General features: G+C 71.0%; 17 protein-coding genes and 1 pseudogene. 12 read left to right on the forward strand and 6 right to left on the reverse strand.

The window, feature by feature from the left end; all coding sequences use genetic code 11:
• The first annotated feature begins 7 nt into the window (after positions 1-7).
• From AQI94_RS36455 to AQI94_RS36465, 3 genes are all read left to right on the forward strand, one after another.
• Positions 8-466, forward strand: coding sequence for a PH domain-containing protein (locus AQI94_RS36455; protein ID WP_031061182.1), 459 nt, complete (start codon positions 8-10; stop codon positions 464-466).
• A 180-nt stretch (positions 467-646) separates the two neighbouring features.
• Positions 647-1981 carry a hemolysin family protein gene (locus tag AQI94_RS36460; protein ID WP_031061179.1) on the forward strand — a complete coding sequence of 445 codons (1335 nt, stop codon included), beginning with the start codon at positions 647-649 and terminating at the stop codon, positions 1979-1981.
• Positions 1978-3054, forward strand: coding sequence for a hemolysin family protein (locus AQI94_RS36465; protein ID WP_031061175.1), 1077 nt, complete (start codon positions 1978-1980; stop codon positions 3052-3054). Before AQI94_RS36460 ends, AQI94_RS36465 begins: the two co-directional genes overlap by 4 nt.
• Before the next feature lie 147 nt (positions 3055-3201).
• Here the strand turns inward: AQI94_RS36465 and AQI94_RS36470 are convergent, their stop codons facing one another.
• Complete coding sequence (locus AQI94_RS36470) at positions 3202-5064, reverse strand: AAA family ATPase (protein WP_031061172.1); 1863 nt, start codon at positions 5062-5064, stop codon at positions 3202-3204.
• Between the two features lie 432 nt (positions 5065-5496).
• Entirely contained in the window at positions 5497-6117 is a 621-nt protein-coding gene (locus tag AQI94_RS36475; protein ID WP_031061170.1) for a uridine kinase family protein, read from the reverse strand.
• A gap of 232 nt (positions 6118-6349) precedes the next feature.
• On the opposite strand from AQI94_RS36475, the gene AQI94_RS36480 reads away from it, so the two are divergent.
• From AQI94_RS36480 to AQI94_RS36485, 3 genes are all read left to right on the forward strand, one after another.
• Positions 6350-7711 carry a peptidase C39 family protein gene (locus AQI94_RS36480; protein ID WP_062230144.1) on the forward strand — a complete coding sequence of 454 codons (1362 nt, stop codon included), beginning with the start codon at positions 6350-6352 and terminating at the stop codon, positions 7709-7711.
• Between the two features lie 139 nt (positions 7712-7850).
• On the forward strand, positions 7851-7991 hold the full coding sequence (locus AQI94_RS44380) for an SCO1431 family membrane protein (protein ID WP_107064342.1): 141 nt from the start codon (positions 7851-7853) through the stop codon (positions 7989-7991).
• Between the two features lie 66 nt (positions 7992-8057).
• Entirely contained in the window at positions 8058-8720 is a 663-nt protein-coding gene (locus AQI94_RS36485; protein WP_031057789.1) for a TetR/AcrR family transcriptional regulator, read from the forward strand.
• Between the two features lie 84 nt (positions 8721-8804).
• Here the strand turns inward: AQI94_RS36485 and AQI94_RS36490 are convergent, their stop codons facing one another.
• Positions 8805-10037, reverse strand: a complete 1233-nt coding sequence (locus tag AQI94_RS36490; protein ID WP_031057786.1) for a glycoside hydrolase family 18 protein — start codon at positions 10035-10037, stop codon at positions 8805-8807.
• A 341-nt stretch (positions 10038-10378) separates the two neighbouring features.
• On the opposite strand from AQI94_RS36490, the gene AQI94_RS36495 reads away from it, so the two are divergent.
• Both AQI94_RS36495 and AQI94_RS46110 read left to right on the forward strand, forming a co-directional pair.
• Positions 10379-11551, forward strand: coding sequence for an acyl-CoA dehydrogenase (locus AQI94_RS36495; protein ID WP_031057784.1), 1173 nt, complete (start codon positions 10379-10381; stop codon positions 11549-11551).
• A gap of 281 nt (positions 11552-11832) precedes the next feature.
• Positions 11833-12330 (forward strand): annotated as a pseudogene (locus AQI94_RS46110) (phosphotransferase family protein); the annotation flags it as partial.
• A 13-nt stretch (positions 12331-12343) separates the two neighbouring features.
• Here the strand turns inward: AQI94_RS46110 and AQI94_RS36500 are convergent.
• Positions 12344-12778 carry a hypothetical protein gene (locus tag AQI94_RS36500; RefSeq protein ID WP_031057780.1) on the reverse strand — a complete coding sequence of 145 codons (435 nt, stop codon included), beginning with the start codon at positions 12776-12778 and terminating at the stop codon, positions 12344-12346.
• A 268-nt stretch (positions 12779-13046) separates the two neighbouring features.
• On the opposite strand from AQI94_RS36500, the gene AQI94_RS36505 reads away from it, so the two are divergent.
• The 4 genes from AQI94_RS36505 to fxsA all read left to right on the forward strand — a co-directional run bounded on the left by AQI94_RS36505 (position 13047) and on the right by fxsA (position 17179).
• Positions 13047-13487 (forward strand): Lrp/AsnC family transcriptional regulator, encoded by a 441-nt coding sequence (locus AQI94_RS36505; protein ID WP_006136660.1) that lies wholly within the window; start codon positions 13047-13049, stop codon positions 13485-13487.
• A 120-nt stretch (positions 13488-13607) separates the two neighbouring features.
• Positions 13608-15194: an amidohydrolase gene (locus AQI94_RS36510; RefSeq protein ID WP_031057776.1), complete on the forward strand. Its 1587-nt coding sequence runs from the start codon at positions 13608-13610 to the stop codon at positions 15192-15194.
• A 552-nt stretch (positions 15195-15746) separates the two neighbouring features.
• Complete coding sequence (locus AQI94_RS36515; RefSeq protein ID WP_031057773.1) at positions 15747-16541, forward strand: polyprenol monophosphomannose synthase; 795 nt, start codon at positions 15747-15749, stop codon at positions 16539-16541.
• A 71-nt stretch (positions 16542-16612) separates the two neighbouring features.
• Positions 16613-17179 (forward strand): FxsA family membrane protein, encoded by a 567-nt coding sequence (gene fxsA, locus AQI94_RS36520; RefSeq protein ID WP_031057770.1) that lies wholly within the window; start codon positions 16613-16615, stop codon positions 17177-17179.
• Between the two features lie 87 nt (positions 17180-17266).
• On the opposite strand, the gene AQI94_RS36525 is transcribed toward fxsA, so the two are convergent.
• Positions 17267-17641 (reverse strand): RNA polymerase-binding protein RbpA, encoded by a 375-nt coding sequence (locus tag AQI94_RS36525; protein WP_003977404.1) that lies wholly within the window; start codon positions 17639-17641, stop codon positions 17267-17269.
• A gap of 267 nt (positions 17642-17908) precedes the next feature.
• On the reverse strand, positions 17909-18108 hold a 200-nt coding region (locus tag AQI94_RS36530), incomplete at its 5' end, for an MFS transporter (protein WP_167364541.1).

Genomic DNA, 18108 nt, shown 5'->3' on the forward strand with positions numbered 1-18108 from the left:
GCCGCACATGTCCTCCGAACTGCCCACTCTCCCCGTCACCTTCCGGCCGGGGCGCACCCGGGCCGTCCTGCTCACCGCGGGTGTCGCGATCTTCGTGACGATCACGGTGATCGCGCTCCTGCTGGAGCAGCTGGGGCCCGGCGAGCGCCTGAGCTTCATCTTCACGGCGGCCCTGCTCGCCGGTGTGCTGTTCCTGCTGGCGCGGGTGAAGGTCGTCGCCGACGAGTCCGGTGTCACCGTCCAGAACATCGCCGGCCGGCGGCATCTGGAATGGGCCGAGATCATCCAGGTGAACCTCCGCCCGGGCGATCCATGGGTCTTCCTCAACCTGAGTGACGGCACCAGCCTGCCCGCGCTCGGCATCCAGCCGGGCATCGCGAAGCAGCAGGCCATCACCGACGCGAAGGCCCTGCGGGCGCTCGCCGAGGCGCATTCCACAGCCCGCTCCGACGAAGATCAGGGCTGACTCGGGGGCTTCCACCCTGCCGCAGTCGGCCATGTCTTGATTAATCTGTTGGCGGAGGCGTTTTTCCTTGCGCCTCCGCCTCTCGTTGTTCCTGCTACCCGAGGAGTGACTCCCTCCAGCGATGGACGGATCGTCCTGTAGTACCTGCGCCGCCCCCTCCCGGCATATCGAGGCGGCGGCATGACCATCCCCCTGCTGCTCCTCGGAGCGGCGTTCCTGCTGATTCTCGCCAACGGCTTCTTCGTGGCGGCCGAGTTCGGCCTCGTCACCGTCGAGGCCACGGACGCCGAGAAGGCAGCCGCGGAAGGCGACCGACGTGCCCGCAGGGTCGCCGAGTCGCTCAAGGAGCTGTCCTTCCAGCTCTCCGGCACCCAGCTCGGCATCACCATCACCTCCCTGGTCGTCGGCATGCTCGCCGAGCCGGCCCTCGCGGAACTGCTGCACGGCCCGTTCACGGCCGTCGGCGTCCCCGAGGGCGCGGTCTCCGGCGTGGCCGTGGTCGTGGGCATGCTGCTGGCCTCGGCCGTGCAGATGGTGATCGGCGAACTCGTGCCCAAGAACTGGGCGGTGTCCAAGCCGATGCAGGTCGCCCGCTTCGTCGCCGGCCCGCAGCACGCCTTCGCCCGGCTGTTCCGGCCGGTGATCGCCGCGCTGAACGCGGTCGCCAACCGCCTCGTCCGCGCGCTCGGCATCGAGCCCGCCGAGGAACTGGCCTCCGCCCGCACCCCCGGCGAGCTGGTCTCCCTGGCCCGCCACTCGGCCCAGGCGGGAACCCTGGAACAGGACACCGCGGACCTGTTCGTGCGCACCCTCTCGCTCGCCGAGCTGACCGCGCAGCACGTCATGACCCCGCGCGTGAAGGTCAGCTCGCTCCAGGCCTCGGCCACCGCCGAGGACGTCGTCAACCTCACCCGCGCCACCGGCCTGTCCCGCTTCCCCGTCTACCGGGAGAAGATCGACGAGATCGTCGGCATGGTCCACCTCAAGGACGCCCTGGCGGTCCCGGTCCAGGACCGGCTGCGCACCCCGGTCGTCCGCATCGCCCGCCCGGCGCTGCTGGTGCCCGAGACCCTCCCCGTCCAGCCCCTCCTGGCCCAGCTGCGCAGCGAGCAGCCCATCGCCGTCGTCGTCGACGAGTACGGCGGCACGGCCGGAGTGGTCACCCTGGAGGACATCGTCGAGGAGATCGTCGGCGAGGTCCGCGACGAGCACGACGGTCAGGACGTCCCCGAACTCGCCGCCGCCCCGCCCGAGGACGGCCGCCTCGCCTGGGACGCCGACGGCAGCTGCCGCGTCGACATCCTCCAGCGCATAGGCCTCGACGTCCCCGAGGGGCCGTACGAGACCGTCGCCGGGCTGGTCGCCGACCTGCTCGGCCGTATCCCCGCCGTCGGCGACCGGGCCGAGCTGCCCGGCTGGCGGCTCACCGTCCGCCAGGTCGGGCACTACCGTGCCGAGCGGGTCCGCCTGGTCCGCACGGTTCCCGCGGTCAACGTCATGGAGGCCGCCCGATGAGCGTGCTCCAACTCCTCTTCGCAGCCCTGCTCGTGCTCGCCAACGGGTTCTTCGTCGGCGCCGAGTTCGCGCTCGTCTCGGTGCGCCGCAGCCAGATCGAACCGCTCGGCACGGCACGGGCCCGCCAGGTGCTGTACGGCCTGGAGCGGCTGCCCCAGATGATGGCGGCGGCCCAGTTCGGCATCACCGTGTGCTCGCTGACGCTCGGCGCGGTCGCCGAACCGACGGTCGCGCACCTGCTGGAGCCGGTCTTCGAGTGGATCCACCTGCCGCACGGCATGATCCACCCGCTGGGCTACGTCATCGCCCTGGCCGCGGTCGTCTTCTTCCACCTCGTCATCGGCGAGATGGTCCCGAAGAACCTCGCGATGGCGGCTCCGGAGAAGGTCGCGCTGTGGCTCAGCCCCGGCCTCGTCTACTTCGCCCGCCTCTGCAAACCGATCACCCTCTCCCTCGGCGCCTGCGCCCGGGCCATCCTGCGGCTCTTCCACGTCGAGCCCAAGGACGAGGTCGAGGCCGTGTTCACCAGCGAGCAGCTGAACCGGCTGGTGGAGGACTCCGGCCAGGCGGGTCTGCTGGACCCCGAGGAACAGGAACGCCTGGAGGACGCGCTGGAACTGGGCTCGCGCCCCGTGACGGACGTCCTGCTGAAGCGCGAGTCCCTGGTGACGGTGCGCCCCTCGGTGACCCCGGGCCAGATCATCGAGCTCACCGGCCGCACCGGGTACTCACGCTTCCCGGTCGCCACGGAGACCGGCGCCTTCATGGGGTACCTGCACGTGAAGGACGTACTGGATCTGGAGGACTCGCAGCGGGCGGTACCCCAGCAGGTCTGGCGGCCGATGACGAAGCTGCGGTCCGACCTGCCGCTGGACGACGCGCTCACCGTGATGCGGCGCGCGGCGACGCACCTGGCGCAGGTGGCGGACGGGTCGGGCAAGGTGCTCGGGCTGGTGGCGCTGGAGGACGTACTGGAGCTGCTGGTGGGCGAGGTGCGGGACCCCGCGCACCGGGACCTGCCGGAGGTTCGGGTCACCGAGCCTCGCAGCAGCGAGGAAGCGCTGGCGTCGTAGTTCTTCGGCTGCGGGCCGGTGGGGGCTGGTCGCGCAGTTCCCCGCGCCCCTAAAAGCAGTGGGTACAGCTGGGCATGCATTGACTGCACCCACCCAGGGGCGCGGGGAACTGCGCGATCAGCCCCCACTCGGCCGCAGCCGAACGACTCACATCGCCGACGGATCCTGCGGCCCCCGACCCGACAGAACCTCCCCGTACGCCTGCATCAGATCCGGCAGCCGCAGTGTCGACAGGTCGTCGCGACTCAGCATCCCCGGATACGTCGACAGCCGAAGATCCCGGTACGCGCAGCTCTTCTCGTAGAGCGTCCGCAGGAACCGCCCGTTGCCCAGTTCGTCGATCCAGCCCTGGTCCACCACGTGCCCGGCGATGGAGCGCAGCTCGTCCAGCGCCTCCTCGTCCCAGACGTCACCGTTCTCCGCCGCCAGCACCTCGCCGATGGAGGTGAGTTCGAGGGGGCGGTACGACGGGAAGTCGACGCGGGTGGTGAAGCGGGAGGAGAGCCCCGGGTTGGCGCTGAGCAGCCGGTCCATGCCCTCCGGGTAGCCCGCCAGGATCACGACCAGGTGGTCCCGGTTGTCCTCGGCCCGCTTGAGCAGCACCTGGAGTGCCTCGTCGCCGTACGCGTCCCCCTTGCCGTAACCGGAGTTGGAGAGCGAGTAGGCCTCGTCGACGAAGAGCACCCCGCCGAGGGCCGAGTCGATCAGTTCGTTGGCCTTGACCGCCGTCTGGCCGAGGTACTCCCCGACCAGATCGGCCCGCTGCGCCTCCACAAGGTGGTCGCCGCCGAGGAGTCCGAGAGCGTAGAAGACGCGGCCCAGGATGCGGGCCACCGTGGTCTTGCCGGTGCCGGAGGGCCCGGAGAAGACGAAGTGACGTTTGGGCGGCTGGACCGGCAGGCCCTGCCCGGCGCGCAGGCGGGCCATGTTCAGCTGGGCGGACAGGGCTTTGACCTGGCGCTTCACGGGCTCCAGCCCCACCATGCGCTCCAGCTCGGTGAGCGCCTCCTCCAGTAAGACGGGATCGGTGGGTCCCGCGGGCAGCGGTCCCGCAGGCCGGCCCGACCTCTCGCGTCCGCCCGGGTCGGTCATCGAGGGCAGCGGACCGGTCGGCGGTTCCGGATCGGAGAGCTTCAGCTCCCGCCCCTCGATGCCGAACAGCGGATCGATCCCGTCGGGTCCCTCCAGGACGTCCTGGCCGAACCCGGTGAGCGTGATCGCCGCGAGGTCGGCCGGGTCGTCGTACCCGTCGCCCTCGGCGATCGCGGCGAGCCGGGCCGAGGTGTCCATGAAGGCGGGGTCGACGCGGTGCACGGCCCGGTAGAGGGGGAGTGCGGCCGCCGACCGGCCCGTCCCCTCGTGGGCCCGGGCCAACCAGTACCGCAGCTCCTTGCGCTGGGGCTGCTCGCTGCGACAGCGCATCAGGGCCGCCGAGAGCAGCGGTTCGGCCTGGCCGTACATCTCCAGGCGGACCCGGGCCATGCCGCCGAACAGACCGGCCTCGATGCCGAGCATGGCGTCGTCGATCAGCGGGTCGGTGTGCCGGACCAGCTGGTCCCAGTCCTTGACGAGATAGGCGCGGCAGGCGTGCAGAAAGCGGACCTGGTGGTCGGTGTCCACCGGCGGCAGGCCCGCGAGGGCCCGGTCCAGTTCGGGGACATGGCGGCCGTCCAGCCAGTGCGAGGCGTGCGCGAGCAGCAGGTCACGCGGGCTCTCCAGCACCGGTTGCACCCACCAGCCCAGCCAGTACCAGGAGTTGAGGGTGCGTCGGTGCCGTGCGCGCTGTTCGCCGAAACGCTCGCGGTGCCGGAACATCCTGAGCAGCGCGGTCGTCGTGTCGACGCGCAGCGCGTGCAGTCCGAGCCAGCCGTCGGCCATCCCGGGATCGATCCGTACCGCGGCCCGGAACTCCTCCTCCGCCTGTGGATAGGCGCCCATCGTGTAGGCGTCCACACCTCGCAGCCAGGCGAGGTCGGCCGGGGCCTCGGGGCCCTGCGTGCCGAAATCCATCACGTCCCCCACAAACCGTGCCCCCGTGGTTTCACCACCGGGCCGACGCCCGGTGGCCGCCTTCGTCCAACCGCTGTGCCGCGGACCGGAGTTGCAACGGTGCGCAGAGCAGTCGTCCGTAGGTCGCACCGAGGGCATCGTACCTGCGGTGGTGTCGCCCGCCGTAGGGTGCCGCACAGGCCGTTTGGCGAGGTGGGAGCGGATGAGGCGCTCTGCGGATGGTCACCGAGGGTGAGCGAATCGAGCCTCACGGCGTCCGGAAATCCGTGTGAGGGCAGAACGAAGCCCCCGATCACGGGGGAACAACCGGGGGCTTCGCGACTGCGGGCGGCCTCGAACGGCCGCACATTGAGAACGTAGGACCTGTATGGCCCCTCGGTCAAGCGGAGTTGGGCGACTCAGGCAAGTTCCTACTGGTGGGTCTTCACAGGTTCAACACATCGCCGTCGGGCCGTCACCGTGGGTGACATCGTGGTCCGGTCCAACGGTCCCGGCAGGCCCTGTGGTGATCGTGTACCCCTTCCGACACTGCCGTACCAGGAGGTCGGCGAAGGGTCTGGAGGGGTCTTCGGCGAAATGCCGTTCCTCCGCCGTGACCCATCCCTCCCAGAACTCCCGCTGCTCCGCCCCGTCCCGCAGGCGGCCGCGTGCCCAGGACTCCTCGGGGGACAGCTCCATCCACAGCAGTCGCGCCAGGTGGGGCCGCAGCGCGCGCCGGCCCGCACCGACGCCCTCCAGGAGGATCACCGGCGCCGGCGGCAGGGCGCGGGACGGTCCGAAGCGGCGGGCGTGCCAGTCGTAGACGGCGTAGTGCGCCTCCTCGCCGCGGCCGAGCGGGATGATCACCTCGTCCAGCAGCCGTCCGGTCCAGTCGAACAGCTCCGCGTGGCTGGCGATGTCGTCGAGGTGCAGCACCGGCGCACCGCCGAGGGCGTCGGCCAACTGCCCGGCGAACGTGGACTTTCCGGAACCGGCGTGCCCGTCGACGCCGATCAGACGGACCGGGCCGCAGGACGGGGGCAGCCGGCAAAGCCGGGAGGCGAGGGAGTGGATGACGAATTCCTGAAGGTGCTCATACGGATGGGCGGTCGGGTCCGTCCAGTCTAGTGAGGGGCCTGTGATCACCGCCGGAACCGCAGCTTCCCAGGTCATGCCAGTGGACGAGACCAATATTCATGGGCGTGGCATGGGCCGAAGTGCTGGCAGGCGCATGCCGCCTCGTTCATAGTTGGCGCACAACCGAGCACTGGCCCGCCCGAATCGGACACCTGGGGGCTTCCCACCCATGAGCAGAGCCGAACAGCCGTCCCGCAGAACCGTTCTGGCCGTCGCGGTCGCCGCCGCGGTGGCAGGCGGCACGGGCACCGCGACCGCCGCGGGAGCCACGGCCGGCGCGGAACCCGACGAGACCGCCGGCCGCCCCGTCGACAACCACGCCTGGATCACCTGGAGCGACTGGCGCGCCGGCACCGCCGAGGGCGCCCGCGCCGTCGCCGGCAGCCGCCCCGGCATCGTGATCGGCGCCCCCGCGGGCACCACCGAGTACACCGACCCGCACACCGGGACCACCGCCACCTGGGAGTACGCGACCTGGACCGCCCCGGTCCACCCGCTCGCGGTGCCCTCGACCGAGGTGATCGCCTCCTGGAACGCCCACACCCCGGCCGGCACCTGGATCCAGATCGAGCTCCAGGGCACCTACTCCGACGGCACCGCCACCCCCTGGTACGTGATGGGCCGCTGGGCGGCCGGCGACGGGGACATCAAGCGGACCTCGGTCGACGACCAGACCGACGGCAGGAGCACGGTCTGGACGGACACCTTCGCGATCGACGACCCGTCGACCGGGCTGCGTCTGGCCGCGTACCGGCTGCGGCTGACCCTGTACCGCAAGCCCGGTGCGAGGAACACGCCGACCGTCTGGCGGCTCGGCGCGATGGGCTCCGACGTCCCGGACCGCTTCACCGTGCCGGCGTCCACGCCGGGCCTCACCCGGGAACTGATCGTCCCGCGCTACTCGCAGGAGATCCACAAGGGCCAGTACCCGGAGTACGACAACGGCGGCGAGGCCTGGTGCAGCCCCACCTCCTCGCAGATGATCATCGAGTACTGGGGCGGCCGGCTCACCCAGGAACAGCTCGCCTGGGTCGACCCGTCGTTCGCCGACCCCCAGGTCTGCCACGCGGCCCGGTACACCTACGACTACCAGTACGCGGGCTGCGGCAACTGGCCGTTCAACGCGGCCTACGCGGCCACCTTCAAGGACCTCCAGGGCGTGGTCACCCGGCTCGGCTCGCTGACCGACCTGGAGACGCTGATCGCGGCCGGCATCCCGGCCATAACGTCCCAGTCGTTCCTCAAGGAGGAGCTCACGGGGGCCGGTTACGGCACCTCGGGCCACCTCATGACGGTCATCGGCTTCACCGCCGAGGGCGATGTGATCGCCAACGACCCGGCCTCCCCGGACGACGCGGCGGTGCGGCGCGTGTACAAGCGGCGCGAGTGGGAGAACATCTGGCTGCGCACCAAGCGCTACAACGCCAGTGGCAAGGTCGTCTCCGGCACCGGAGGCGTCTGCTACCTGTACTTCCCTGCCTGCCCGACCCCGCGCCAGCGCAAGGCGCTCGCGGTGGTGGGCGTGCGCTGAGCCGCCGAGCGACGGCCCCCGGCAACCGTCGGGGGCCGTTCGCTGTGACCAAGGTCTCGGCCGCAAAAGCGACGGGGAGTGGCAAGGTGGACGGATCGGCGGGGGGATCCGACCAGTACTCCGAGATCAGCGAGACGCCATGACCGCACACTCTGCCACCGCAACCCGCACCCGTACCGGGGGCCCCGAGGACCACGGTCCGAAGATCCTCGAACAGGTCGCGGGCTGGGCCCTCGTCGCGGTGATCGCGATGCTCGTCACGCAGCTCGGTCTGCTGTGACCTGACGCATAAGTGACCTGACATACTGCGGATGTCCCGCCGCCAGCCCGAGACCAGGGGCGAAATTTGAATATCAGTGATCAGCGTGAAGCCGCCCGGCCGCGGGCCCGCGGCACCGAGCGCTCGGTTGCGCGCCGCGCCGAACTCATCGCCATCGGGCGGAAGTTGTTCGCGGACACCTCCTACGACGCGCTTTCCATGGACGACATCGCCAAGCAGGCGCATGTCGCCAAGGGGCTGATCTACTACTACTTCCAGTCCAAGCGGGGCTACTACCTGGCGATCATCCAGGACTCCGTCGCCGACCTGGTCACCTACGCGGCGAGCGGCCTCGAGATGGAGCAGGTGGACCGCGTCCAGCGCACCCTGGACAGCTACCTGCGCTACGCCGAGCACAACCAGGCGGCCTACCGCACCGTCGTCAGCGGCGGTGTCGGTTTCGACGCCGAGGTGCACGCCATCCGGGACGGGGTGCGCGATGCGATCGTCGCGACCATCGCCGAAGGGGCGTACGGCCGTACCGACATCTCCCCGCTGGCCCGCATGGGTCTGCTCGCCTGGGTGTGCAGTGTCGAGGGCGCCACCCTCGACTGGATCGACCGTCCGCCCCAGCTCTCCCGCGACACCATGCGCGACCTCCTGGTGAAGACGCTCGGCGCCTCGATGCGCGCCATCGAGGAGCTGGACCCCGCCCACCCGGCGCCGGAACCGGCCCGCCGCGACGACTGACGGCCGGACCGGTCGGGGCGGAGGCTCGTGGTCCCCCGCCCCGACTCCCCCCGTGGGACAGGTCAGTTCATGACCTGATCCCGGCTAGTTGATCGCCTTGATCAGCTCGCCGCCCGAGGTGTCCCCGCTCAGCTCCCAGAAGAAGGTCCCGCCCAGGCCCTGCTGGTTCTTGTACGTCATCTTCGTCGCGATGGTCGCGGGGGTGTCGTAACTCCACCAGTTGTTGCCGCACTTGGCGTAGGCGGTGCCGCCGACCGTCCCCGTCGCCGGGCACTTGGACTTCAGCACCTTGTAGTCGTCGATGCCCTGCTCGTAGGTGCCCGCCGCCGGGCCCGTCGCGGTGCCGCCCGGCGCGGACTGGGTCACGCCGGTCCAGCCGCGGCCGTAGAAGCCGATGCCGAGCAGCAGCTTCGAGGCCGGGATGCCGAGGCCCTTGAGCTTGGCGACGGTGGCCGAGGTGTAGTAACCCGCCCTGGGGATGCCGGAGTAGGAGTTCAGCGGCGAGTGCGGGGCCGTCGGCCCTGTCGCGTCCCAGGCGCCGAAGTAGTCGTACGTCATCGGGTTGTACCAGTCGACGTACTGGGCCGCGCCCGCGTAGTTCGCCGCGTCGATCTTGCCGCCGGCCGTGGCGTCCGCGGTGATCGCGGCGGTGACCAGCGCACCGCTGCCGAACTTCGAACGCAGCGCCGCCATCAGGTTCCTGAACGCCTCCCTGCCGCTGGTGTCACAGGTGTTGCCGCAGGCGTTCGGGTACTCCCAGTCGATGTCGATGCCGTCGAAGACGTCGGCCCACTTGGAGTTCTCGACCAGGTCGTAGCAGGACTGGGCGAACGCGGCGGGGTTGCGGGCGGCCTCGCCGAAGCCGCTCGACCAGGTCCAGCCGCCGAACGACCAGATGACCTTCAGGCCGGGGTGCTTCTTCTTCAGCTCCCGCAGCTGGTTGAAGTTGCCCCGCAGCGGCTGGTCCCAGGTGTCCGCGACCCCGTCCACGGACTCGGCGGCCGTATAGGTCCGGTCGGTCGCCGCGTAGGCGTCGCCCATCGCGCATTTGCCGCCGGTGACGTTGCCGAAGGCGTAGTTGATGTGGGTCAGCTTCGCCGCCGAGCCGGAGGTCTCGATGTTCTTGACGTAGTACTTGCGGTCGTAGGTGCCCCATTCGGTGAAGTAGCCGACGACCTTGGAGCCGACCGCCCTCGGTGTCGCCTCGGGGGCGGCCGCGGTGGCGCTGCTCGCGCCGGCCAGCAGGCCCGCGCCGAGGACCGCGCAGCACGCGGCGGAGATCAGCGCCCGGAAGCGGGCGCGGTGGGGGAAGTGCATCGGTGTCTCCTCGTGGGGGAGAGGGGAACGCCAGTCGATTGGCATGAACGCGATGAAGCGCTGCCGGAAGAGTAGGAGGACTAGACCACCCGGTCAATGGTTCGGACCAATCCCGGGTCGAATCCGGGCGGGTTGTCGGCGGCCTGAGATATCTTGAAGTGAGCGGTCGTTAACCAGTGACCGGGTGTCTCCTTTCGGGCATACTCACAGGGCGCAGCCGCTGGTCAGCAGCTTCCGAGACCCGGGAGACGCGAGCAGCGGCCGGCGCCCAGTGAGACCGGCGGAGCCGCCCCACCCCACGGCGTGCGCCCGCCAGCGCCCTACAGGGAGGAGAGCGTCGCATGCCCGACCGCGCCCCGCAGCCGGTGGACCGGCAACTGCCCACGGACGAGGCCCGGGATCTGATCTCGCTCGTCCGCGACATCGCGCAGCGAGAGATCGCCCCGAAGGCGGCCGAGGAGGAGGACGCCGGGCAGTTCCCGCGCGAGGTCTTCACCCTGCTCTCCCGGACCGGCCTGCTCGGTCTGCCCTACGACTCCGAGCACGGCGGCGCCGACCAGCCGTACGAGGTCTACCTCCAGGTCCTCGAAGAGCTCGCCGCGGCCCGCCTCACCGTCGGCCTCGGTGTCAGCGTGCACACCCTCGCCTCCTACGCCCTCGCCACCTACGGCAGCAAGCAGCAGCAGGTCGAGCACCTGCCCGCGATGCTCGGCGGCGGACTGCTCGGCGCCTACTGCCTCTCCGAGCCCTCGTCGGGTTCGGACGCGGCTTCGCTGCGCACCCGAGCGATCCGGGACGGCGACGAGTGGGTGATCACGGGTACCAAGGCCTGGATCACCCACGGCGGGGTCGCCGACTTCTACACCGTCATGGCGCGCACCGGCGAGGACGGCCCGCGCGGGATCACCGCGTTCCTGGTGCCCGCCGACGCGGACGGCGTGAGCGCCGCGGCCCCGGAGAAGAAGATGGGCATGAAGGGCTCGCCCACCGCCCAGGTCCACTTCGACGGGGTGCGCGTCCCGGACGCGCGGCGCATCGGCGACGAGGGGCAGGGCTTCGCGATCGCCCTGTCCGCGCTCGACTCGGGACGGCTGGGCATCGCGGCCTGCGCGATCGGAGTGGCCCAGGCGGCCCTGGACGAGGCGGTCGGCTATGCGACCGGGCGACAGCAGTTCGGGCGGCCGATCGCCGACTTCCAGGGGCTGCGCTTCATGCTCGCCGACATGGCGACCCAGATCGAGGCGGGCCGGGCGCTGTACCTCGCGGCGGCGCGGCTGCGGGACGCCGGGCGGCCCTTCGCCAAGCAGGCGGCCATGGCCAAGCTGCACTGCACGGACACCGCGATGAAGGTCACCACCGACGCCGTCCAGGTCCTCGGCGGCTACGGCTACACCGCGGACTTCCCGGCCGAGCGGTACATGCGCGAGGCCAAGGTCCTCCAGATCGTCGAGGGCACCAACCAGATTCAGCGGATGGTCATCGCCCGCCACCTAGCGGGTCCGGAGACGCGCTGAACTGACCGGGCCTGACCTGCGGCGCCGCGAGCCGTACCCACTCCGGGTCGTGGCGCCCCGGCAGAGTGCGCCCCCCGCTCGCCCAGGTGCGCATCAGGTCCCGGTAGATGGGCGGGTCCTGGGGCGCCGGCGGGGCCGGGCGAAAGGGTGACGGGTTCGACGGGTTCGACGGAACCGATTCTGCGACCGGTGCATACGTACGGGTCATACCGGGGCAACGCGGCAGCCGACGACCGGGTCACGGTGTCCGCAATCGCGCGTGAGTTCGCGGGGGGTCCGGCCGAACATCTGGCCAGCCGCCACGGCCTGACGTACCGTCAGCCAGCCGCCGGCAGGGCAACTGGCTGCATGCCGCGAGCTCCGCCGAGCGGGAGCGCCTGGAGGCGGCCACCGTCGGTTCTGTTGGCCCGCCTGCACGATCAAGTCCCGGTGGCGCAGGCCGCGTTCCTGGAACGTCCCGGCGAGGGCGACGCGCTGCGCCGCCACGGCACCGCCCAACGCGCCTACTACGACTGGGTGGTCGACGGACTCGCCCACTCACCCCTCGGACCCGCCCGTCCTGGACTGGGAGATGGCGGCGGTCGGCATCGGCCGGCCCGAGCTGCCGGACTTCCTGCGCCGCGACCACGCTGTACCCCGCGCTGCGGCACGCGATCGTCATGCCGCGCATCGCCTACCGCCAGGGACACTTCGGCGAAGTGGCCGTACCGGCGGACCCGGACACGCTGATCCTGCACCACGGCAGTCTGCGAGCCATGGTGCAGGGCAGCTACTGGGACCGAGCGAGGCGGCTCAGGCGGCCGCGCGGCGGAGCACCGGCACGCGCAGGGGGCGCGAACCCGGGCCGCCGACGTGCGAGAACGGCTGGGTGCGCCAGTCGAGTCCCTGAGGAAGCGTCAACAGCAGCGCCGTGTCCTGCTCCTGGGGCTCCGCCGACTCGTCCGCCGACCGGGCCTCGGAGGCCCTGCGGCCCGTACCGGCGCAGACCGTGAGGCCGAACGGGTTCCACGGGGAGGCGCACAGCGCGTGCTCCGGCAGGACCTCCTCGTCGGCCAGCAGAGCGATGGGCTGCGCGCAGTCCGGGCAGATCACCCGGTACATCTCGAAGGTGTCGTACGCGTCGAAGTCGTCGTCGAGGGAGTCGGGTTCGACGCCCTCCGGCTCGAACTCGACTACCGCCTGGAGGCGCTTGGGCGCGGTACGACCAGGACGCTGAAGACTCTGCATTGGGTTCTCCCCCTCGGGCTGGGCCGTGAAGGCACTGCGGCCTCGACCACAGCAAGCACTTCCCGTCCCGTCATGGAGGTAATCACGAGAACATCACAGGGGCCGTCCGGAGGGTGTGGCCTTCGTCACATGCCGCTCGCAGATGCCCGTGGCGGTCGCTTTGTCCCTCAGGAGACGCACAGGCGCCCCTCGGTCACATCACGAACCGGGCATGACCTGGGGCGCTCAGGTATCCGAGGAGATCAGGCGCACTGTAGGTTCTTGCGCCATGGAGGAGCTGGACCGACAAATCGTGCAGCTGCTCGTCAAGGACGGGCGGATGAGTTACACGGACCTGGGCAAGGCCACGGGCCTGTCCACCTCGGCCGTGCACCAGCGGGTGCGACGGCTGGAGCAGCGTGGTGTCATCCGCGGCTATGCCGCGGTGGTCGACCCGGAGGCGGTGGGCCTGCCCATGACGGCCTTCATCTCGGTGAAACCGTTCGATCCCAGCGCCCCCGACGACATCGCGGACCGCCTGGCCGGCGTCCCCGAGATCGAGGCGTGCCACAGCGTCGCGGGCGACGAGAACTACATCCTGAAGGTGCGGGTGGCGACCCCGCACGAGCTGGAGGAGCTGCTGGCCCGGGTGCGGTCCCTGGCGGGGGTCTCGACGCGTACGACGGTGGTGCTGTCGACCCCGTACGAGGCAAGGCCGCCGCGTATCTGAACGCACGGAGACCGGTGTTCCGAGGGGCGCGGGGAGCTGCGCGACCGGCCGCACGGGACCGGCGTCCGGCAACGCAACCCGCACCCGTGCGGCGGGAAGCCTCCTGCGAAACTGTCCCTCATGAGCGATCCGAAGACCGTCCTCCTCCGCCGCGGTGAGGTCCACAGCCCCGCCGACCCCTTCGCCACCGCCATGGTGGTCGAACGCGGACAGGTGGCCTGGGTCGGTTCCGAAGGCGCCGCCGACGCCTTCGCGGACGGTGTCGACGACGTCGTGGACCTGGACGGAGCCCTGGTCACTCCCGCGTTCACGGACGCACATGTGCACACGACCGCCACCGGCCTCGCCCTCACCGGCCTCGACCTCTCCGACGCCCCCTCCCTGGAGGCGGCCCTGGCCCTCGTACGGGAGTTCGCGACCGCCCGCCCCGACGACCGTGTGCTGCTCGGCCACGGCTGGGACGCCGCCCGCTGGCCCGGCGGCCGCCCGCCCACACGCGCGGAACTCGACGAGGCGACCGGCGGCCGACCGCTCTACCTCAGCCGGATCGACGTCCACTCGGCGGTCGTGACGACGGCACTGCTCGACATGACGTCCCTGGGCCCCGTGGACGGCCCCCTCACGGCCGACACCCACCACGCGGTCCGCGCCACGGCACTGGGCTCCGTCACGCCCCTCCAGCGCGCCGAGGCCCAGCGGGCCGCCCTGGCCCACGCCGCCTCCCTCGGCATCGGCACCCTTCACGAATGCGCAGGCCCCGAGATCTCCTCGGAGGACGACTTCACGGGGCTGCTGCGGCTCGCGGGCGAGGAGCCGGGCCCGAGGGTGGTCGGCTACTGGGCCGAACAGGACGTCGACAAGGCGCGCGAACTCGGCGCGCTCGGCGCCGCCGGGGACCTCTTCGTCGACGGCGCCCTCGGCTCCCACACCGCGTGCCTGCACGAGCCGTACACCGACGCCGACCACACCGGCCGCGCCTACCTGGACGCCGCCGCCGTGGCCGCCCATGTCATCGCCTGCACCGAGGCGGGCCTGCAGGCCGGCTTCCACGCGATCGGCGACGCGGCGGTGACCGCCGTGGTCGAGGGGGTCCGCACCGCCGCGGAGAAGCTCGGCCTCGCCCGCGTCCGTGCCGCCCGGCACCGCGTCGAGCATGTCGAGATGCTCACCCCCGAGGCCGTCGCCGCCTTCGCCGAGCTCGGGCTGACCGCGTCCGTCCAGCCCGCCTTCGACGCCCTGTGGGGCGGCGAGGACGGCATGTACGCCCGACGGCTGGGCAAGGCGCGGGCGAGCCGTCTGAACCCCTTCGCGGCCCTCCTGCGCGCCGGGGTCCCGCTCGCCTTCGGCTCCGACAGCCCCGTCACCCCCCTCGACCCGTGGGGCACGGTCCGCGCGGCCGCCTTCCACCGCACCCCCGAGCACCGCGTCTCCGTACGTGCCGCCTTCACCGCCCACACCCGGGGCGGCTGGCGTGCGGTCGGCCGGGACGACGCGGGCGTCCTGGTGCCCGGCGCCCCCGCCGACTACGCCGTGTGGCACACCGGCGAACTGGTCGTGCAGGCCCCCGACGACCGGGTCGCCCGCTGGTCCACCGACCCCCGCTCCGGCACCCCCGGCCTGCCCGACCTGACGCCGGGCCGTGACCTGCCCGTCTGCCTGCGCACCGTGGTCGGCGGACGGACGGTCTTCGTACGGCCGGGCGAGTGATCTCCGGGGGCGGCGAGGTATCGATCGGCCCTCGCCCCGCTGTCGCGCGACCTGCGAATCCTCGGCCCTGACCAGGGCGTTGTCGGAAGATGCGCAGGTCGAACGACTGTTGACAGCCGACGGCAGGAGGCCGGTAGGTTCGGCCGGGTCCACCACCGGACGCCCGACCGGGGAATGTCCACCCAGTCGTCGCAGCGCCGCTGGGTCAGGGACGGTGTGCCGCACCGGAACACCGCCACTGGGAGCCAGGCTCAGCGCTCGCGCCACGACGAGGGAACGTTCCCTCCGGCCGGGGAGGTGTGACCCGGGTGGGGCCCGGGCGCTCAGTAGACAACGGCTTTCGGTCGACCCGCAGCCAGCGGGCCCCAGGTCGGCCCGAAGAGCGCCGGGCCCCCATCCGCAGCGAGGGGGGCGATTGCGTCACAACGGCCGAAAACTCTTAGCCTTACCCCGTTCTTGTGGAAACGACACCAGCATACGAACGCCTTGTCACGTCATCGCAGGCCGTGCGCACTATGGTGGACGCCTGCGTAATGACTCGAAGGGGCAGCGGTGAACGACGGCGACGGGACCCACACGGGCCAGGAGAGGCGATTCGGCCCGCTCGGCACGGCGTTGGTGATCATTCCGACCTACAACGAGGCGGAGAACATCAAGGCCATCGTCGGCCGGGTGCGCCAGGCCGTCCCGGAGGCACACGTCCTGGTGGCCGACGACAACAGCCCCGACGGCACCGGCAAGCTGGCCGACGAACTGGCCGTCGAGGACGAGCACGTCCAGGTCCTGCACCGCAAGGGCAAGGAGGGCCTCGGCGCCGCCTATCTTGCGGGCTTCCACTGGGGCCTGGAGCACGGCTACGGCGTCCTCGTCGAGATGGACGCCGACGGCTCCCACCAGCCCGAGGAACTGCCCCGTCTGCTGACCGCCCTGAAGAGCGCCGACCTGGTTCTCGGTTCCCGCTGGGTGCCCGGCGGCCGGGTCGTGAACTGGCCCAGGTCCCGCGAGTTCATCTCCCGCGGCGGCAGCCTCTACTCCCGTGTGGCCCTCGACCTTCCGCTGCGCGACATCACGGGCGGCTACCGCGCCTTCAGGCGCGAGACCCTCGAAGGGCTCGGCCTCGACGACGTCGCCTCCCAGGGCTACTGCTTCCAGGTCGACCTCGCCCGCCGCGCGGTCAAGGCCGGCTACCACGTCGTCGAGGTGCCGATCACCTTCGTCGAGCGCGAACTGGGCGACTCCAAGATGAGCCGCGACATCCTCGTGGAGGCCCTGTGGCGGGTCACCACCTGGGGCGTGGGGGAGCGGGTCGGCAGACTCACCGCACGGGGAAAGCGCGCACAGCCGTAGCCCCACGACGCACAGCCGCGGTCGATCGTCCGCTTATGCCGTGCTGAGCCGCGCCCAGGCACACTGGAAGCATGACGACAGGCGCTTCGACCCCCACGTACCCCGCCCGGCCCCGCCGCTCCCGTCTACGCACCTTCCTGCCGCTGGGCATCGCCGCCTGGCTGGTGCTGGAGATCTGGCTGCTGACCGTGGTCGCGGGCGCGGCGAGCGGCTTCGCGGTGTTCCTGCTGCTGGTCGCCGGTTTCGTGCTCGGCTCGGTGGTGATCAAGCGGGCCGGCCGTCGTGCCTTCCAGAACCTGAACGAGGCGCTCCAGCGCGGCGACGCCCCGTCGGGCTCCGGCAGCGGTGGCAACGGCCTGATGATGCTGGGCGGCCTGCTCCTGATGATCCCCGGCCTGCTCTCCGATGCGGTGGGGCTGCTCCTGCTGATCCCGCCGGTCCAGAAGGCCGTCGGCCGCTACGCCGAGCGCACCTTCGACCGCAGGATCCGCGCCGCCGCCCCCGGTACCCTGGGCGACGCGTTCCAGCAGGCCCGGATGCAGCGTCCCGACGGCAAGGTGGTCCAGGGCGAGGTGATCGTCCGGGACGAGCCGGGCGGTGACACCCCGCGGGACCAGCGCCCGCCGCTCACCCGCTGACCCGGGCGCGGACAGCGCAAACCGCGGGCGCGGTACGTGAATCACGTACCGCGCCCGCGGTTACTTGTTGTATGCGCTTGTTCCCGCTCAGGCCGACTTGCGGCTGTCCCGGGGATGAACAGCGATGTTCATCGCGCCGGAACGCAGAACCGCCAGACGCTCCTCAAGGACCTCTTCGAGTTCCTCTCGGGTGCGTCGCTCCATCAGCATGTCCCAATGTGTACGCGCGGGCTTGGCCTTCTTTTCCTCAGGGCCGTCGCCGTCCACGAGGAGTGCCTGGGCCCCGCAGACCTTGCACTCCCACTCCGGCGGGATCTCCGCCTCGACCGAGAAGGGCATCTCGAAGCGGTGCCCCTTCTCGCATGCGTACTCCACGGCCTGGCGCGGGGCCAGGTCGATGCCGCGGTCCGTCTCGTAGCTGGTCACCACGAGGCGCGTGCCGCGAAGAGCTCGCTCACTCATGAATCGTGCCTCCCGGGCTTGTCGCCCACAGGACAGGTGTCGCTGTCGTCGTCATCCGGTCAACGTCCGGTCGGCGGTAAAGATTCCCGTTCCGGGTCCCGTCCCGGGCAATGCGTCGCCGTCGTAGCCGCCCCTTGTTGTACCCACCAGCGCCCGGTTTGTCACATCTGCTAGCAGATGTCACCCAGCGTTTCGGTATCTTTGACGCGCAGTAACGGTACGCCTGGCAGGCCAAACGCGTACACTACAGCGCTTTGGTGTTGAACGCTAAATCCTTTCAGGTACGGGATTGCCCGCGTCGCCGATCGCCCGCCGCACCGGGACCCGTGCGAGCAGCGCGAACCCGATGACGAAGAAGGCCACGAGCGAGATGATCGCGTCCCGGTAGCTTCCGGTCACCTGGTAGGTGATCCCGAAAAGGAGCGGGCCCAGCCAGCTCATGCCCCGGTCGCTCATCTCGTATGCCG

The sequence above is a fragment of the Streptomyces pseudovenezuelae genome, from assembly GCF_001513955.1.
GTDB lineage: Bacteria > Actinomycetota > Actinomycetes > Streptomycetales > Streptomycetaceae > Streptomyces > Streptomyces pseudovenezuelae.

What these genes read in the sequence shown, in the direction of transcription:
- AQI94_RS36480 (WP_062230144.1), top strand. Translation starts at nt 6,350, where the DNA reads ATGAGCAGAGCCGAACAGCCGTCCCGCAGAACCGTTCTGGCCGTCGCG.
- AQI94_RS36525 (WP_003977404.1), bottom strand. Translation starts at nt 17,641, where the DNA reads ATGAGTGAGCGAGCTCTTCGCGGCACGCGCCTCGTGGTGACCAGCTAC.
- AQI94_RS36510 (WP_031057776.1), top strand. Translation starts at nt 13,608, where the DNA reads ATGAGCGATCCGAAGACCGTCCTCCTCCGCCGCGGTGAGGTCCACAGC.
- AQI94_RS36495 (WP_031057784.1), top strand. Translation starts at nt 10,379, where the DNA reads ATGCCCGACCGCGCCCCGCAGCCGGTGGACCGGCAACTGCCCACGGAC.
- fxsA (WP_031057770.1), top strand. Translation starts at nt 16,613, where the DNA reads ATGACGACAGGCGCTTCGACCCCCACGTACCCCGCCCGGCCCCGCCGC.
- AQI94_RS36490 (WP_031057786.1), bottom strand. Translation starts at nt 10,037, where the DNA reads ATGCACTTCCCCCACCGCGCCCGCTTCCGGGCGCTGATCTCCGCCGCG.
- AQI94_RS36460 (WP_031061179.1), top strand. Translation starts at nt 647, where the DNA reads ATGACCATCCCCCTGCTGCTCCTCGGAGCGGCGTTCCTGCTGATTCTC.
- AQI94_RS44380 (WP_107064342.1), top strand. Translation starts at nt 7,851, where the DNA reads ATGACCGCACACTCTGCCACCGCAACCCGCACCCGTACCGGGGGCCCC.
- AQI94_RS36470 (WP_031061172.1), bottom strand. Translation starts at nt 5,064, where the DNA reads ATGGATTTCGGCACGCAGGGCCCCGAGGCCCCGGCCGACCTCGCCTGG.
- AQI94_RS36505 (WP_006136660.1), top strand. Translation starts at nt 13,047, where the DNA reads ATGGAGGAGCTGGACCGACAAATCGTGCAGCTGCTCGTCAAGGACGGG.
- AQI94_RS36465 (WP_031061175.1), top strand. Translation starts at nt 1,978, where the DNA reads ATGAGCGTGCTCCAACTCCTCTTCGCAGCCCTGCTCGTGCTCGCCAAC.
- AQI94_RS36455 (WP_031061182.1), top strand. Translation starts at nt 8, where the DNA reads ATGTCCTCCGAACTGCCCACTCTCCCCGTCACCTTCCGGCCGGGGCGC.
- AQI94_RS36500 (WP_031057780.1), bottom strand. Translation starts at nt 12,778, where the DNA reads ATGCAGAGTCTTCAGCGTCCTGGTCGTACCGCGCCCAAGCGCCTCCAG.